We start from the raw sequence: 17,187 nt of genomic DNA, 5'->3' as shown, positions 1-17,187 counted from the left end.
GCCAGTCCGTTAACAAAAAACGCTGAAAATAACGTCTTTCCAGACGAGCTTGCGAACTCCGGGCCGCGCAGGCTGGAATCCATGCGGCGATGGGATCATTCACCGCCCTATGGATCCCGGATCTGCTTCGCGTCCGGGATGACGTGGATTTGCTAAATGAACAGTATTACGATTTGAGCCTGTTTTTAATGGGATTGGAATCAGGCGATGGCTATCACCTGATCCACGGCTTTCTGCAAACGCTCCCAGTTGGCTGCGTCGGTAGCTGCCAGCAGGCCTGCCCGCAAAATGGCCTGGCTGTTATCGATTGGAGTGGGCATCAACATGATGCCTTGGGCAGCCAGCGCCTGATACACCTGTTCAGCCCGTTCCAGAGGCAATAAATAACTGATAAACAGGCCATTGCGCGACAGCAGCCGACCATCCTGCATCAGTGGCGACAAACAGCGATGTAACTTGCTGATCAATTGCCACAAGTGCGTACGGGTCGTGACTTGCCAATGGGAATCTGCCCAGGCTTCACAGGCAATGCGCTGGGCCGGAATATTCACGGCATATTCGTCGATGGCATTTGCCAGAATCCTGCCGCTTTGCTGGCCGAACAGCGCCACCGCGACCCGCAGCCCGGGCAAGCCAAAAAAAGCACTCAATGAACGCAGTACCACCAGATTATCTGGCAACAGCCCGGCCTCCAGAATCGAGGTTTCCGGCGCATGCTCCAGCATGACTTCATCAACGATCAGCTGATAACCATCAGCCAGCCGCCCGGCCCAGTCCCTTAGCACTGAAGCCGTCATTTGCACACCGGTTACGTCGTTAGGATTCAGCACCAGCAAATGCTGACAAGGGTTGTCGGCCAGCGTGTCTTCGATAAAACGCACCATGGCACCCGGCTCCAGCGACGGGTAATAACGCACCTCGCGTCCACCCTGCTGCCAGAATCGGGCCCCTGAGCCGTAGCCTTGTGACGGCACCAGCAAGGGGCCATCCGGCAGATACAAGGGCAGCTGCCGATAGAGTGAGTTGGTGCCCGTGATCAAACGCACATCCGCCTGGCCGTAATATTCACGCGCCACCGCCAGCACTTCCGCTTGTGGTCGACTGACCGCCGTAAAACTGGACAGCTCCGGCATCGCAAAAGGATAAGGTTCCGGATTGGTTGCACGCGACAGGTCGAGCCACTGTTCAAGCGGGATTCCTGTTAGCTGGGCGGCAGTAGCAACGTCACCGCCGTGACTAAAAAACGACATAAGCTGGCGGCCTCTCTGGGGACAAGGATTTCTGGCAAATCTGCTACGACGAGCAGAGAACTATCAATGGGATGAGCTTTTACCTCATGCCCGGTCATGAAACTGTTTGAAAGTTCACGAAAACAGCCAGGCAACCAGAAGATGGCAGATTTGTTCCTGACATTTTGTTCATCCGCCCGATTTATCTGCGCCAAATGGCAAATCTGTGGCCGGATGGGTCAGGGCTGGTTGCCCTACCTGTTGAGAGCAACCCGTTGAGAACAACCCGTTGAGAACAACCCGTTGAGAACAACCAGTTCAGGACAACCAGTTCAGGACAACCAGTTCAGGACAACCAGTTCAGGACAACCAGTTCAGGACAACCAGTTCAGGACAACCAGCAGACGAGCCGGGGTCAGGATTCAGTCAGATTACGCAAGTGCAGCACAACATTGCGGTCCGGTTTGATGGTGAGATGGCCAACCGGTTGTGGTTCCGGGCCATCCGCAGGCAGGATTTCGAATCGGCTGACTACGGATGCCAGAATCAGAATGGCTTCCTGATTGGCAAAACCAGCACCGATGCAGACTCGCTCACCGGCACTGAAAGGATAATAATAATCCCGAATCACTTCCTGCTGCTCCGGGCAAGAGAAACGCTCCGGGTGAAATTCATGGGTTTGCGGCCACTTGTCTTCGCGTCGATGCAACAACCAGGGAATCACAAACACCGAATCGCCAGGTTTGATCTGCTTGTCACGGAATTTCACCGGGCATTTGGACTCACGAATAAATCCACCCACCGGCGGATACAGTCTCAGGGTTTCCCGGAAGACATTACTACACTGTTTGAGCTTACGAATATGGCTGAAATCCAGCTTGTCTGCACCCGTTTCCGCCATGACATCGCGCATTTCAGCGCGGATCTGCTGCTGAAAATGCGGACAGCGGGAAAGAATAAAAAACACCCAAGACAATGTTGTTGCCGAGGTTTCGTGGCCTGCCAGAAACAACACGCCGATCTGGTCGATAATTTCTTCCATGGTGAAATGGGTACCGCTTTCATCCTGGGCGGTAATGATGCCATTGAGAATATCGTCGTAAGGATCTTCACCCGTAGCGTGAAAATGGTCAAAACGCTGCTGGCAACTTTGCTGAATCACAGAGCGAATGGCATTGGCTGGTTTACCCACCAACCAATAGAACCACTCCGGTTTGGCACCCACATAAAACAGTGGCACCAGACGGGCAATACGCCCCTGATATTTGGCAAAGGCATTAAATACCTCAGACGATTGTTCGGCCGTCAAAGGTTTGCTGAAAATGGTTCGGAAGATGATATCCGCCGTCACATGGGCCATTTCTTCACTGATATTGACCGCTGCATTCCCCGCAGATCGCTTATCCAGACGTTGTAACAGCTGCTCAACCGCCGACACCATTTGCGGAAAAGCCTTGCGGATATGTGCCTGCGTCAGAGCCTGTTCCATCATGCTGCGCTGACGCTTCCAGGTGTCACCGTTACTGACAAAAAAACCGTCATTCAACAGCAGCTTCAGCATCTGTTGTAACACCCGTCCCTTCGGATAGGCCGATGCCTTGTCATTCAAAATCGCCCTGACGTCCTGCGCCTCATTCACCACAAAATAGGTTTTACCCGGCACCCGAAACCGGCCACTCTTCATACGATAACTTTTGGTGAAAAACACATTCAGCCAGGACTTGCGGCTGGCCCAGAAACGTTGCAACAAATTTGGTCGATTAACCCGCGGGTCCGGGAATGGCGGCGTGTAACTATCCTTTTGCTCAGGGGCAGTCATAATTATTTTTTGTCCTGAATAACTTCCAACAAGCTGTTAGGCCCAGCCGTAATACGGAAAAAGTCGAAATACACCGGGTTGTCACTGGCCAGCAAATACTGGAAATGCACCCGCAGCTTGTTCTTGCTGATAATCCTGCGATATTTGCGATCACTGAACATTTTGTGGAATCGTGGCGTACGAGCTTCGCTGACCACATGATCTGCATCAGAGTAGAGCTGATAAAACGGGATACACATACCATCGGCTGGTGATGAAAAGTCCAGGTGGGTTAACTGCAGCTTCTGGCTGTCCTTAACGCACTGCTGGTACCAGGGAGTGGTCCAGACCAGTGCCGGGCAAACCTGCGCCAGCGTTAATACCGATAGAGGTCGTTGCAGACGGCCGCGGTTAGCCAGTTCCGCCAGCAGCATATTGACCATCGAAGTGCCAAAACAGTGGCAGACGATCAGTACCTCGTCAGAATCATCGTTAACCAGCGCAGCTTCAACCTCATCCGCCATCTTGCGGATATACGGCATAAACTTTTCGGGATGCTCGCCAATGTCATAATTCAGATTGAACGACCGTACCAGCCAGGTCAGGTTGAAACGCTTGATCAAATAGCCATAACCCAACACAACCAACACGGCCACAACCGCGACAACCGGCCAATCGATCAACTGCAACGCCCCCAACAGCAACGTCAACAGCATCACCAGCGCCGGTATAAATACGCCCAGGTATCCCAACCAAAAAGCCATATAGGTGGTTGGAGCAATTTTTTTGCACGGTTTACGGAATTCCTCCCGCCAGTACCAGCGAGCGGATTGCAGGGTTTCCTTCAGAAAGCCAAACAACGAAATGCCCAGATACTCCTTCACGACCCCGGTCCAGTCGAGATACTGATAACGGGTTTCCGTGGTCTGGCCATTTTCAGTAAAGCGAATATCAAACTGGCCATCGATCGGATCACTGGCTTCCAGCTGATAATTCACAGACTCCGCTGCCAGCTGCTTTTGTGCCTGACCACGGAATAAAGAGGTGTAATGGGCAGCGCCACGAGGATCAAAACCATGGACATAAAACAAACGGCGCTTTTTTACTGGCATTCGATAATTTCCCTGCATCCCGGATTGATGCCGGAAATATAGACACACCCGGCGATTGTTGCCTGATCATACGGAATTTTAATCGCGGGCCAAACAGTCTGTTGCTTGCAATAGATCAACACAGTCTGCAGACCCTGGCCTCCACCCTCCCTATCCGATCCGTTGCTGGAACAGCCATTGCAATAACCGCATTAAGAGCATGGCTTTAAGCCACTCAAAACGGTGATTTTGTCGGATTAACCACGACAAGCCGATTATTCGGGCAAGGCTTTGTCGTATCGGCGACAGAGATCCTGGCGACAGAGCAGCGATTTAAAGGGGACTAGATGAACAAGATCGGAATGTTTTTCGGTACGGAAACCGGCACCACCCGGCTGGTCGCCAAGAAGCTGCACAAACTGCTGGGAGCTGATATTGCCGACAAGCCGGTCAACGTCAATCGCATCCAGCCAGAAGAGTTGCTGCAATATGACGCTCTGGTGCTCGGTACCCCAAGCTATGGCGAAGGCGACATACCAGGCCTCAGTGCCGGCTGTCTGGAGCGCAACTGGGAAGAGTTTCTGGTCCAGTTTGGCTCCCCGGATCTGTCTGGCAAGCGTATCGCCATGTTTGGACTGGGTGCCCAGGAGCGCTATTCCGAACGTTTTGCCAGCTCACTGATTGCGCTCTACAAGGTTTTTGAAGGTCTGGGGGCTGAAATGATTGGCGACTGGCCACTGGATGGCTACACCTTTGAGCACTCAGCGTCTGTACAGGACGGCCGTTTTGTTGGTCTGGTGATCGACCAGCGCACCCAGGGCATGTACACCGACGAACGTCTTGCCGCCTGGGCCGCTCAGGTAAAACCCCTGTTAATGGAAAAACTGGCCGTCGAAGCCTGAATCAGCGGCTGCAAACGATCTAGACCTGAGGTGGATAGACATACCGAAAGGTCAGATTGATCCGCTCGCTGGAGTGCTCACAAGGCAACACCGCGTGCTGCCAGTGATGCTGAAAATCCGGTGCCATCAACAACAGGTCACCGGCTTCCAGCAACAGGCTGTCAGCAGGCACCTCAGCATCGGTGTCGACACTCCCGGTAGTCCCGGCAACCAGAGGACGAAATGAAAAAGGCCGCGCCGCCCCCAGCGACAACGACGCAATAACCGGGTCCGCGCCCATTTCAGGATCATCATCACTGTGCCAGCCAACGTATTCCTGGCCAGTGCGATAGAGGTTGACCAGCACCGAGTTGAAAACCAGACCGGTTGCCGCTTCAACCTGGTGACGCAAACCCAGCAACAGCGGCGACCAAGGCCGGGTCACCAACAGGTTGTTGTGATAGCTGTAAACAATGCCCGGATCAGCATGCCAGGTCTGCTGACGCGGCAAGCGAAAACATCGGCCAAAGACTTCGTAGTCGCTGGCGGGCCAGTCGTGCTGATGCAACAACTGCTGGAAACACTGCTCAGCCTCGGTGGCCGTCAGTAACCCTGGAAACCAGTGTAATAACCGGCAACTGTCCAGCGGCCTGCCCGGCAAGGCCAGAACCCTGCCGGCGACTGTTGGCTGAAGTGCAGCGGTCACTACGATCAGTCGTAAGCGATGGAAGCAATACAGGCACCGTCGCGAACCTGGTGCAAAGCGTTGTTGAACTGCATTTCGTTCTCGAACGGAATGCTTTTGACCAGAGTCTGGCCGCTCTGGTTGGCGATGGTAAAAAAGAAGCTGCCTTCCGGGGTTTGGCCCTTGGAAATGAACTGGCTCATCATGGAACCAACACGGACTTCCTGAATCGCCTGGTCTGTTGCAGCCTGATCGGCAAACACCTGACTGACCATCAGACGTTCGCCCTTGCCATTGAAATATTCAAATTGAAAGAGACCCTGTTCGTCCGGTGACACCTTGAATACTGCTGCCATATGCCTATCCCCTTTTTATGAGTGGTGATATGGAAACTGCAAAGGCTGAGCCAGCCATCAAGCCACTGGTTGGGGGCATCTATCTAATCCGGTGCTCGCTCTGGGCTGCTAGGTGGTCTCGAATCCCGAAGCCGGTTTGCGGGCCCTCTCCGAAAAAGACAGGGGTTACGTCAAAAACCGGCGACACCGAGTCTGGACCATCTGGCAGCCCCCGCAGGGCGCGGGTTGCCACTGCCCAGAGCGGTGTTGGCGAATTTGAAAAGGACTGGTCATTTCGCTGCATTCGCCGCCTTGCTCTGAGCACCGGCAACACTCGCGCAGAGCCGTGCAGGATTAAATAAATACCCCCATCTATGGGGATTTTATAAGTAACGGGCTGAATATTTGTAAACAAGCCGACACTGGCTGTACGACATTGAAGAAACAACACCAAAAAACAACGAGCACAGACAAAGGAACACCCCGTATGACGCCATATGACCGTTATTTTCTGAGTTACAGCAGCCCCAAACTGCCGTTAAAAATGGTAAATCCATTAGGTAACGACGAAATCGACAATCGTAATACCTATTTTGGTGCCAATTTCGACAATAAGGGCCGTCTGACTCTGGTGCAGCAGCTGGTATACGGCAGCATTGAGCTGTCACATCAATATGAATATGACGAAAACGACAATCTGCTCACCGCCGAAATCAAAAACGCCGACGACGAAATCAAAAAACTGTGGTTCAGCCCGGACGGCCAGATTACTCGCCAGGAAGACCTCGACGACTGATTTTCCGTCTCCTTGCCCATAACAGCCAAACCCGGGCCCTTCAGGGAATCTGGACTGACTCTTGCAATTACCATTGCAGTTAGCAGTCACTACCGAGGAAATTGTCATGGGCAAGGAATTCAAGGTCATCAAGGAAACAGCAACCATCAGCTCAACCCTGGCGGAGCTGGTTGCTGTCAACCGCATCATCTGTCACGAAATTCCGTCAGCCGATTTCCGGGCGGAATACGACAGCTTGCTTGGCGACATATTCAACAGCTACCAGGCCTTCCTCGACCTGATGACACCGCTGACCCAGTGCCTGCAGCTTGCCACCTTTAATGAACAGTTCGCGGCCGCCAGTCAGCAATTCGAAGAAAATTATCAGGCCACCCACAGCATATCCCGAGTGAACGCCGAATTTACCTTTGAAAAATACCTGCAATTCCGCAAACGCAAGGAAACCAAAACCAGCTACCCACCAATCAAGGCAGCGTTTGAACGCCTGCATGACCTGATCGATAAATGGATTGATAACGATATCTGGCTGGCCATGAGCATGGATACTGTCTTCAAATTTCTGGCGCAGATACTAGTGGAAGTAAAAGACTTGCAGAAAAAAGACCCCGAAGCGGCTTTTGATTTATATAACTCCTGCATTGGAGCAATTGCGCCCTATCTCGCTATGATCGATAGCTGTCTGGATAGTGTTGCTGAACAAATATCCATGGCAGAAATGGCTGAGGCCTGAAGAATCAATACGGATATAGGGGTTGTCAGCGAGCGACGGCCCCTCTTGCTTTGAATGGCCAGCTTTGGCCTGACCCTGTCATGCTAACCACAGCCACCCCTCCCGGATTGGATCACTCAGTCACTATTGCAGTGATGTCGTGACCAACATCCAGGCCTAGCCGCAGAACCGCCAATTTAGTCTAGAGTTGTTAGATACATAGAGCCAATTCCGCTACTCCGACAGCCATAAACCTGAAATTCGGAAACAGCAAAGCTCCCGGCTCAAGCTATCAGCATCAAGATCAAGCGTGGTTGAAAATGATTAAATTTAATGAACTGGAGCAAGGCTTTGAGACTGTTTTCCGGGATTCCAAAGACGGCCTGGCAATCTTCAAGGACGGTATATTTGTTGACTGCAACCAATCCATGCTGGATCTGGTCAAATTGCAAAGAAAAGAACAATTTATCGGCCAGACACCATTTGATTTCTCTCCCGAATATCAGTTTGATGGCAGTACTTCTGCTGAAAAAGGCATGGAATACATCAATCAATGCTATGAAGAAGGCAGTGTTCGATTTGAATGGATTTTTGTCACATCAACCGGGGAAGAGTTCTGGGCTGAAGTCATTATCACCAAAATGATTCTGTCTGGTGAGGTGGTCGTTCACTCCAACTGGCGCGACATTAGTGAGAAAAAAGACCTTGAGATAAAACTCGCTGAGCAAAAGGAAACCTTTGAAACCCTGTTCAACGAATCGATGGACGGGCTATCTTTATTCGATGGTGAAAAATACATCGATTGCAATAAAGCCTTTCTGAAAATGTTCGGCTATACCAGCAAGGACCAGGTTATTGGTATTCATCCCCGAGATATCTCTCCTGAATTTCAGGCAGATGGTCGTCCTTCAAAAGAAATTGCCCAGCAGCTGATAAAACAATCGTTTACCGACGGTAGTGTCCGATTCGAATGGCTACATAAAAGAGTTGATGGCAGCCTGTTCTGGACTGAAGTCATTATTGCCAAGGTCACCCTTAATGGAGTCGACTCCATTTACGCAGTGATTCGGGATATTTCAGAGAAAAAAGAATTCGAATTTCAGTTGCATGAACGAAACACCAAACTGGATGAATCCAATAACAATCTGGAGCAAATGATCGATCACCTGAAACAAACCCAGGAGAAGCTGGTCGAGTCAGAAAAAATGGCCAGTCTCGGCTCCCTGGTCGCAGGTATCGCTCACGAAATTAATACCCCGGTTGGCGTAGGATTGGTCGGTATAACCCAGTTTATTGAAGAAACGAACGCCATACGAAAACGTTACCAGAACGGTGAACTGGATGAAGCCTTGTTTGAGGAATATCTCAACAGCGCTGATGAACTTGCTTTAATCATTAACAAAAATCTGGATCGAACTGCGCATCTGATCAGGGGCTTCAAACAAATTGCGGTTGACCAAACCAGTGAAGAAGACCGAATGATTAATCTTAAGGGCTATCTTGAAGAAATTGTATTTTCACTGGGATCCGTGATACGCAAGGCAAATGCAAAAGTCAGTATTAATTGTCAGCCTGGCTTTAACGTTGTGACAAACCCCGGGCGCATTTCTCAGGTGATCACCAATTTGATTATGAATTCAATCAATCACGGTTTCTGTGACAGTAACTTCGGTAATATTGATATCAGCATTGAAGATCAAGGATCCAATACCTTTTTGTTAACCTACAAGGATGACGGCAAAGGGATCAGCCAAACCAATTTGCCAAGGATATTTGACCCGTTTTTTACCACCAACCGTGCAAATGGCGGCACGGGGCTAGGGCTGAATGTAACCTACAACATCGTGCAAAATACCCTTGGAGGTTCAATTTACTGTCACAGCGAGGAAGGACAAGGCGTTGAATTTGTAATCACTTTCAAAGTGAAAGAACGCCTTTCGTGAATAACTGGGGCAAGCTTGCTGTAAAAGCGGGTCAAGATCACGGGCGAGCGAATAGGGGCCCACCCGCAACTGATTTTCTAATCCGGGAATTGATCCCTCAGCGCCATAATCACATCGAAATGCTCGATGGCCAGGTCACAGATTTGTGGGTCGAAGTGGCAGCCACGCTCCTCTTGTAGCAGCTGCAAAATCCGTTCTGGCGGCCACGGTTCCTTGTAGCAGCGACGTGCTGCCAACGCATCGATCACGTCGGCAATCGCCATGATGCGACCTTCGACCGGTATCTCTTCTCCCTTCAACCCTGCTGGATAACCGGAACCATCCCATTTTTCGTGGTGATAGAGCGCGATTCTCGCTCCTATTTGTGGCAATGCTCGTCGGGAATTACACAGCAGGTCGTACCCCATCTGTGCGTGTGTTTGCATTTCCGTCCATTCGTCCGGATCCAGTTTTCCGGGCTTGTGAAGAATGCTCTCCGGGATCGCAATCTTACCGATATCATGCATCGGCGTTGCGTGCTTGATAAGCTGTACAAAATGCTCATCCAGACCCAGTTGCCGTGACAGAAACTCACTGATCAACGACACCCGGCGGACATGAGAGCCTGTCTCTTTACTGCGTTTCTCTATCGCCTCTCCCAGGATATACATCAACTCTTGCTGAGTGCGTTCAATATCCTCCCGGCGCGTCAGGCTTTCAAAAATAATCGAAATCTTGGTCAGCATGACATTCAACAGGCGAAGAGCAAGCTGCGAAACCGGTGCCGCATAGCTCACTATGGTAACAATCTCACTGCTCTGGGATAGAGGAGTAAAATTGCAGAACAAACCTTCCTGTTCGATATTCTTTTTATCGCTAAACGTCTGGTCGACCAATTGACGAATATTATCGGGAAAGATATCGCTCTCGAGACTGTTACTGCTGCAATAACCATGACCATCATCTGAAAGCAACACCTGCTCCTGACTTCCAAGCGCATTGACAGTCTGATAATGGAGATAAAATGAAATCGTATCCTGTAACAACAGGCTTTTAACTTCGGCTAAAACCTGCGTACAAAACAATTGACTATTCGACGCCTGCAGCACTCTGGATGTTGCCGTTACAACATCTTCAAGCCCTTTATGCCCTTGTTCGACTTCCCGAATATCGCGATAAGAGCGTATAGCCGAATAAATCGTGGTTTTAAGACGTGTAGAATTCAGTTCAGCCTTGTTCTTGTAGTCGTTGATGTCGTAGTTGCGTATCACATCTTCTTCCGGCGCCTCGCCCGGCTGTCCGGTGCGTAACACCAGCCGCGTGGCCGTGTTTTTGTGGCTTTCCCGGATCCACTTCACCAGATCAAGACCGGCGTGATCGTCTTCCATCACCACATCGACCAACGCCAGCGCGATATCTGAGTGCTCTTCAAACAGCGCTTTTGCCTCCTCAGCCGATTTCGCTTTTAGAAACACCAACGGACGGCTATCAACCTGAACACGTTTCAACACCATTTCAGAGATAGAAATAACATCGTCTTCGTCATCAATCAGGGCGACTTTCCAGGGTGCCAAAGCTTCCGACAAGCGACCTTCAAACACATGAGACGCAGGTGCTTGAGGAGCCGACTTTTTTGAGAACAGCGGGTTGGGCATAGAACTTACCTGAACAGGGACAAGAACAACCGGTACTCCCAAAACAATAGTTTAGGGCTTGGTCACTTTCCACTCAGCCAGCATGAAAATTCCAACACCAATCGTGTACAACGGGATCAAGGAATGGCACATACATCCTTGCAGCCAGCCTGGTTAACCCTCCTGTATTGATGTGTATAAACAAAGAGATGTACCGCAGCCTGCATAGTGAAACAGGCTGCGGAAAGCAGCTTACTCGAGCAGTCCGTCAAGTCCCGATTGCAGCTGATTGAGTGATTTAAGGTCGTCGGCAGCCTTGATCAGATTCATGCCAAGGGCGTTGGCAACGTCAATCGGAAACCCATCCTTGATCTGTTTTTCATCCTGATGTTCGTCTTCCGCCTGTTTTAGATACTTCGCCAGATACAGCACTCCCGCCAGCTTCGAATAGCTCTTACCGTCGCCAGCGTTATTTTGTTCCAGAATCGCCTGCTGCATCTCCGCGGGGAATTTCCAGCGTTTAGCCAGTTCAGAACCAACATCAGCATAGGAATACCCAAGCTGACCGTACTCCAGTAGATGACGTTTGCTACCAATACTCTCCGCCTCATCAACCCGTCGGGTATCGTCTGGCAGAACAACACGAATCAGCAAGCTGCCAATCGAATGCAACATGCCACAGGTAAAGGCAGTTTCCTTGTCGCAGCCAGGTACATATTTCGCAACCCAGCCAGCAAGAGCACCGATGGCAAAGGCATCACGCCAGAATTTTTTCTGATCAAAACCCGCCGGCACCTTGAAGGCACCGGTAACACCAGATGCCAACACCATAGTGCGCAGGTTGCTAAAACCAAGCATCATAATGGCGTCATGCGGGTTCGAGATGGTCCGCGAAACGCCATAATGGGCTGAGTTTGCCATACGCAAAACCTTGGCCGTCAACGACTGATCCAGCGCAACCTTACGGCTGATTTCATCAACGTCGACATCTTCATCGCGGAAGCTTTCGATCAGTTCCTGCACGACTTTGGGGATATGGGGAAGTTGGCGGGATTCCGCAAAAATGGTGGCCATGCTCATTGTTATTCACCCTGTTTTGATTGGCTTACTTCAGCATAGGTCAGGATGCTGGTCTGGCTAATCCAGAGCAGAAATTTGATGACTATGGCAAGATCATCCCCGATTCAGAGCACTCTCAGTACAAACGATGTGCCATGTATCATGACAACTCAGCAACCTAGTCTGTGTTAGTGCTCGGAGGCGTTGCATGTTAGTCTGAGGACATATTATCAAGCCCTGAAGGGAAACTGGATTCTAATACTGGTAATAAAATGCCTATAATTCTTACGACAATTTGCTTGGTCTATATTTTATCAGGTCTGTATTTTTCAATAAATTTAGCCAACGAAGAAAAATGTAAAAACAATTTCTATATAACCTGGCTAAAAGTTCAACACTCTTTCGTATCCCCCCAAACGCTAGACTCCCTGGCACCGCTTCGTGAATCAAAAAACTTCATAAGATTACGAATCTCCATTATTACTTTTTATGCAACATTTTTTGTATTTTCTATAGCTAACATAATCACCCTGATTTGAAATTTAGCCCGACAAAACAAAATCAAGCCTGCCCTCCAGCCGACCCAGCCTGCTGCATCAACAACTATTTACCTACAAACCCGGGACTTTTCTCAGGATTCGTTGAGCTACTCCTGAAGTAGCCGGCAACTTCCTATTCAGCAGACGAGGTCTGTCAAGGCCACATTTATCAGCAAAACGATTAGTCTTCGGCTTTCTTTCTTAGTCTATATTGTTATTATACCCACCTAAATAATCCCTATAGGTGGAGCATACCCAAATGACATTTATACTTATGGGAACCATAGCATCAATTCTGACTTTCAATCTGATAATTTTTAAGTTTCAAAGAAAACAGATCTGGATAACATTAGAGTCGAATTACTCTTGCCATCAAAAGGAATTCAGAAAAACTCCTGTATCAAAACAGACGAATAAAAGATTTTTATACAAGGATAAAAATGGAAACTGGCTAAACACAAACCTTGTATTCATCAAGGAGTCAAAAGATTATATTGACATTGGAAATGATTCGATCGCTGTATTTTTACCATGTTCAGTAAAAGTACCCCAAAAAGATATTGAGATCACCTGCCACGGACATTTATTCGGAACGCAATCTCATCGGTATTTCATAAAATCACTAGGGATAGAATTCGCAGCGTCTTTAAAATAGTTCCCCACACTACAAGGCTACTAAAATATGAAGTTATCAACTATTATTTTCCTCATGATTTTATCGAGCAACTCTTTTTCTATAACATGCGAAGAGTACAACGCCATGCCGATGTACTCACATAAAACCAGAGTAATACCTCAGCTTTTTCCACCACCAGGAAAATTAAAAAAAATTGAAAAGCAAAGTACTCCCGACGGTTTAATCTTCTACATCCCAACAGACATGAAAAATGGTGAATTTGAAAAACTCAAAAACTCATCTATATATAGAAGAAACGGAGCATCTATAGTTATAACCGAAACCCCAACCTATTACATTTTCGAAAAGCCGGTCGAAAGTAAAATTTTCATTGAAAAATTAACAAAAGCCATTACAAAAAAACATTCAGAAAACAGCCCTATGCTCAGAGAAATCAGACTTCTGGAAATACTCTTTCATATGGGAGATTCAAATATGGAGTCAATTAATAGCTGGAAACTTAAACATATTATCCAACACAGAAAACATCATACTATGGAATAAGCAGACTCTATACCATATAACATACAAATTTGGAAATATTCTAATAAACTACTACAATGGGTCATTAGATTTCGATACTTTTGCACAAAATCTTTTCCTGGAACTTGAGGATGAAAAAATTCAAAAATAGATTCTGAATAGACAGAGCCATTAGTATAGACCTCACAAAGTAGCCTCTGAAAATCAGGATTGACTATTTCCAGTAATCGCCGATTCTGGGTTTAAAGACGTCGATTCAAACGTCTGGATACCTATTTTTTATTCAGTAGCCCGATATTCAAGCGACATCTCTTTTTTAGGAAAGCAGCGCCTTTTGAACTCTTAGTAATAGAACTACCTATGTCACTGTTACATCATGAGCACCGGTTCGTACAACTCCTAACTTACTCTCTAATCGATGGGGTATGGTAGGAGGACCTACCAAACGAAGAAATACAGGCCGTTGAGATGGGGCCTGATTAATGATTTATCGGACAACTATGTTGAAAATACCGAATCATTCAATACTCAATAAACAATACACAGGCCAACGCTTATGAAAAGTAACGAATTGCTCTCCAGTATCAACGAACTCAAGCTTCACATAATTTCCAGTATCGATAGATTCACGACCTTTGACACAGCCATATCGACTTCGGTAAAAAAAATACCGCCCAGTATCCAACGTTATATCGTCATACGTACTGGATGTGTAAAACTTATTTACCACACCCTCAGCCAATAGAACCTCTTTATTTTTAACACCTTCAAATTTTACAACATCTATCAAAAGTACAAAAAGAAAAACAATTCCAACCACAGAAGTCAGTTTCAGTTCTTTATTCAAACCTACCTTCCTTGATCTAAGACAGATGAATACAAACATCAAAGCAAAAAATAAAAGAACTATCATCTGTCTTCCGTTGCAAAGTTAAACCAAGAAAAAGTCTTTGTAGAAGTGTACCCAACCGAGGAAGAAATTATACCTGCTCCACTTACATCAAGGCCTGCAGAGACCGTAATTCCAGCAACATAACCATCAGCCCCATTGATAGCTTCTCCGGCAAAAGTCAAGTCAAATACTCTCCGTCCACACCGCCCAACATATACTGACTTGGGATATCATGGACACCCACCCAGATCCAAAAGTGGATGTCCTGTTTTTCTGCCTCCCCCGCAGCGACAATATCAGCTCAAAGCCGCCATGCAGCCTTCTACCTAGGCATAAACACAGCGGCCCGACTAATGTTAACAATCGAGCAAATTCCGCGGCGGGTATATTACATGAGTATACTGATCTAAACGTGGATCTAAACGTGGATGTCCTGTTTGTTGCATCCTGTTTGTTGCACTACCAGCATATTTAACAGCCCAGCGCGCAGCTTCATATTCCCGATCTGCGCGTGCTGGATCGCATGAACTTTTAGCGGTTAATAGATCTCATCGCGAAACCGGTTTACTGGCCTGGCCAGCCAAGTCAGATAGCAGAGACACAGAATTTTTGATCCCCATCCTGTTTAACAGCGATGCATCCGTTATTCTCTGAACCCTGAATCTGCCGCCGGAACCACAATGCCCCTATTCTTCTCTATCACTCGTTTGAAAAACCGTCGAATTTTCCAGATCCTGGCGCCCACTCTGCAGCCTGGCCGGTTAATGCACGCCGTATTACTCACTGCCGTTCTACTGTTAACAGGATGCAGCGAACCAGCACTGCCGAAGCTGACAGCAACCGATCGTATCCTCGCCTTTGGTGACAGCCTCACGGAAGGCAAAGGCGTCCATCCGTCATCCAGTTACCCCGCTGTGCTGCAACACATCATTGATATACCAGTGGCAGGAGAAGGCGTCAGCGGAGAAACCACCGCAGAAGGTTTACTGCGGCTACCGGAAACCCTGGATCGCTGGCAACCAAAACTGGTGATTTTGATGGAAGGCGGCAACGATATTCTGCGTAATTACCCGGTTTCCGAAACTCGCGCTAATCTGGCACAGATGATCGAAATCATTCAGGCGCGCGACATTCCGGTTGTCTTGCTTGGCATACCACGCAAACGCCTGTTATCGGACTCGGCCCCATTCTACAAGGAACTGGCAGAACAATATGAACTGGTGCTTGAAGAAGACCTAGTTGCCGGACTGATCCGATCACCGTCGATGAAATCGGATGCGGTACACTTTAACGAAGCAGGATACCAAAAATTGGCCGAAGGCATCGCCGAGCTGCTACGCGACAATGGTGCGCTGTAGAAGGTATTTATTATTGGCAGTCTTTTTCATTTCCCCGTCACTACGCGGTCACTCTAAAATGAATTTAGCAATCATAATAATGTTCGCAACATTATCAAACAAAACTCTTTGGATAACATGCGAAGAATATAAAGCCGCACCATCAAACCTACACAAAACCGTAGCCACCAATTACAACCTCTCATTAAAAGAGAAAACTCAATAAATATACAAAATAAAAACCCCTGAAAACTCAGAACTATACTTGACAGAAGGAATGGAAAATGGTGATTTTAAAGCTAACACAACCACACACACTTATATAAAAGATGATACACATGTCGTCATAACAAAAATACCAATACACTATCTAATAAACACTCAGGAAAACAGAAAAAACTTTATAAAAGAACTAGAAACAGCAATCAAAAGAGGCGAAAGAGACAATCTTTCATGCTTAATAGCGTCAGAGAACTGGAAGTATGATTTTATATGGGAGATGGTAATCTGGTCGCCTTTCATGTCAGGTAAAATGGAATTCCTATCAAACGAAGAAAACATTATAATATGGAACCAACAGACTCTGGCTCACATCAGATATAAAAATGGCAATTCTCTGATAAACTTTTATGTAGGGATATTAGATTTTGACAATTTTGCCAAAAATCTTTTTCTGAAGCTCGAGGATGAAAAAAATCATAAATAGATTCTGAATAGACAGAGCCATTAGTATCAGGGATTGGATGGGGACAAACGGTGTTGTGGATAAATCTTCTTCCGAGTATGGGTTATCTACAGTTGCAGGGCAGCTCACAACATCAACAATTCTCGTTGGCGGCGTTCTTCTTCGACCTTTCACAGCTTAGTCACAAGTCGTTACTCAATGGACTACAGCAGGTCAACTTGGTGCAAATACTAGGTGGGTAATGACGGCGGGAATTCCTATAGGAATTACATAATGGCTGGAGGGCCTCAGTTACAGGCTTCATATTCTCTGTTCTGGTCAACAAAACCGGACACATTAATTTGCTAATTTCTCGTACTCCACCGGTGATAAATCACCGTTCGTAGAGTGCAGTCGATCCAGGTTGTAGTACTTCATGTAAGCCGCGACATCCTGC

At 47.8% G+C, this 17,187-nt stretch carries 16 protein-coding genes; 7 read left to right on the top strand and 9 right to left on the bottom strand.

Annotation, left to right across the window (positions count from 1 at the left end):
- Positions 1-200: 200 nt before the first annotated feature.
- From K6123_RS22490 to K6123_RS22480, 3 genes are all read right to left on the bottom strand, one after another.
- Positions 201-1,250: an aminotransferase class I/II-fold pyridoxal phosphate-dependent enzyme gene (locus K6123_RS22490; RefSeq protein ID WP_221801813.1), complete on the bottom strand. Its 1,050-nt coding sequence runs from the start codon at positions 1,248-1,250 to the stop codon at positions 201-203.
- A gap of 394 nt (positions 1,251-1,644) precedes the next feature.
- Positions 1,645-3,048, bottom strand: coding sequence for a cytochrome P450 (locus K6123_RS22485; RefSeq protein WP_221801812.1), 1,404 nt, complete (start codon positions 3,046-3,048; stop codon positions 1,645-1,647).
- Positions 3,049-3,050: 2 nt separating this feature from the next.
- The gene (locus K6123_RS22480; protein ID WP_221801810.1) at positions 3,051-4,139 is read right to left on the bottom strand and encodes a hypothetical protein; all 1,089 of its coding nucleotides are present in this window, start codon (positions 4,137-4,139) and stop codon (positions 3,051-3,053) included.
- A gap of 326 nt (positions 4,140-4,465) precedes the next feature.
- Between K6123_RS22480 and K6123_RS22475 the strand changes: the two genes are divergently transcribed.
- A complete protein-coding gene (locus K6123_RS22475; RefSeq protein ID WP_221801808.1) occupies positions 4,466-5,020 on the top strand; it encodes a flavodoxin in 555 nt (184 codons plus the stop codon).
- Positions 5,021-5,039: 19 nt separating this feature from the next.
- On the opposite strand, the gene K6123_RS22470 is transcribed toward K6123_RS22475, so the two are convergent.
- On the bottom strand, positions 5,040-5,705 hold the full coding sequence (locus tag K6123_RS22470; protein WP_221801807.1) for an alpha-ketoglutarate-dependent dioxygenase AlkB family protein: 666 nt from the start codon (positions 5,703-5,705) through the stop codon (positions 5,040-5,042).
- Positions 5,706-5,710: 5 nt separating this feature from the next.
- The gene (locus tag K6123_RS22465) at positions 5,711-6,040 is read right to left on the bottom strand and encodes a hypothetical protein (RefSeq protein ID WP_221801805.1); all 330 of its coding nucleotides are present in this window, start codon (positions 6,038-6,040) and stop codon (positions 5,711-5,713) included.
- Between the two features lie 466 nt (positions 6,041-6,506).
- Here K6123_RS22465 and K6123_RS22460 point away from each other — a divergent pair, with 466 nt between their 5' ends.
- From K6123_RS22460 to K6123_RS22450, 3 genes are all read left to right on the top strand, one after another.
- Complete coding sequence (locus K6123_RS22460) at positions 6,507-6,815, top strand: DUF6156 family protein (protein ID WP_221801803.1); 309 nt, start codon at positions 6,507-6,509, stop codon at positions 6,813-6,815.
- Between the two features lie 61 nt (positions 6,816-6,876).
- Positions 6,877-7,545, top strand: a complete 669-nt coding sequence (locus tag K6123_RS22455) for a hypothetical protein (protein WP_221801801.1) — start codon at positions 6,877-6,879, stop codon at positions 7,543-7,545.
- A 299-nt stretch (positions 7,546-7,844) separates the two neighbouring features.
- Positions 7,845-9,467, top strand: a complete 1,623-nt coding sequence (locus K6123_RS22450; protein WP_246624979.1) for a PAS domain-containing sensor histidine kinase — start codon at positions 7,845-7,847, stop codon at positions 9,465-9,467.
- Positions 9,468-9,544: 77 nt separating this feature from the next.
- On the opposite strand, the gene K6123_RS22445 is transcribed toward K6123_RS22450, so the two are convergent.
- Both K6123_RS22445 and K6123_RS22440 read right to left on the bottom strand, forming a co-directional pair.
- Positions 9,545-11,101, bottom strand: coding sequence for an HD domain-containing phosphohydrolase (locus K6123_RS22445; RefSeq protein ID WP_221801797.1), 1,557 nt, complete (start codon positions 11,099-11,101; stop codon positions 9,545-9,547).
- A gap of 231 nt (positions 11,102-11,332) precedes the next feature.
- Positions 11,333-12,160, bottom strand: a complete 828-nt coding sequence (locus K6123_RS22440) for an HDOD domain-containing protein (RefSeq protein WP_221801795.1) — start codon at positions 12,158-12,160, stop codon at positions 11,333-11,335.
- Positions 12,161-13,360: 1,200 nt separating this feature from the next.
- Here K6123_RS22440 and K6123_RS22435 point away from each other — a divergent pair.
- On the top strand, positions 13,361-13,858 hold the full coding sequence (locus K6123_RS22435; protein WP_221801793.1) for a hypothetical protein: 498 nt from the start codon (positions 13,361-13,363) through the stop codon (positions 13,856-13,858).
- A 496-nt stretch (positions 13,859-14,354) separates the two neighbouring features.
- Here the strand turns inward: K6123_RS22435 and K6123_RS22430 are convergent, their stop codons facing one another.
- On the bottom strand, positions 14,355-14,684 hold the full coding sequence (locus K6123_RS22430; protein ID WP_221801791.1) for a hypothetical protein: 330 nt from the start codon (positions 14,682-14,684) through the stop codon (positions 14,355-14,357).
- 725 nt (positions 14,685-15,409) lie between these two features.
- Here K6123_RS22430 and K6123_RS22425 point away from each other — a divergent pair.
- On the top strand, positions 15,410-16,087 hold the full coding sequence (locus K6123_RS22425) for an arylesterase (RefSeq protein WP_246624978.1): 678 nt from the start codon (positions 15,410-15,412) through the stop codon (positions 16,085-16,087).
- 244 nt (positions 16,088-16,331) lie between these two features.
- Positions 16,332-16,772 (top strand): hypothetical protein, encoded by a 441-nt coding sequence (locus tag K6123_RS22420; protein ID WP_221801790.1) that lies wholly within the window; start codon positions 16,332-16,334, stop codon positions 16,770-16,772.
- A 315-nt stretch (positions 16,773-17,087) separates the two neighbouring features.
- Here the strand turns inward: K6123_RS22420 and K6123_RS22415 are convergent.
- A partial coding sequence (locus tag K6123_RS22415; protein WP_221799887.1) for an IS3 family transposase occupies positions 17,088-17,187 on the bottom strand: 100 nt, incomplete at its 5' end.

The organism is Oceanobacter mangrovi (assembly GCF_019740315.1).
GTDB lineage: Bacteria > Pseudomonadota > Gammaproteobacteria > Pseudomonadales > Oceanobacteraceae > Oceanobacter > Oceanobacter mangrovi.
This window is presented reverse-complemented; position numbering and strand designations above follow the sequence as displayed.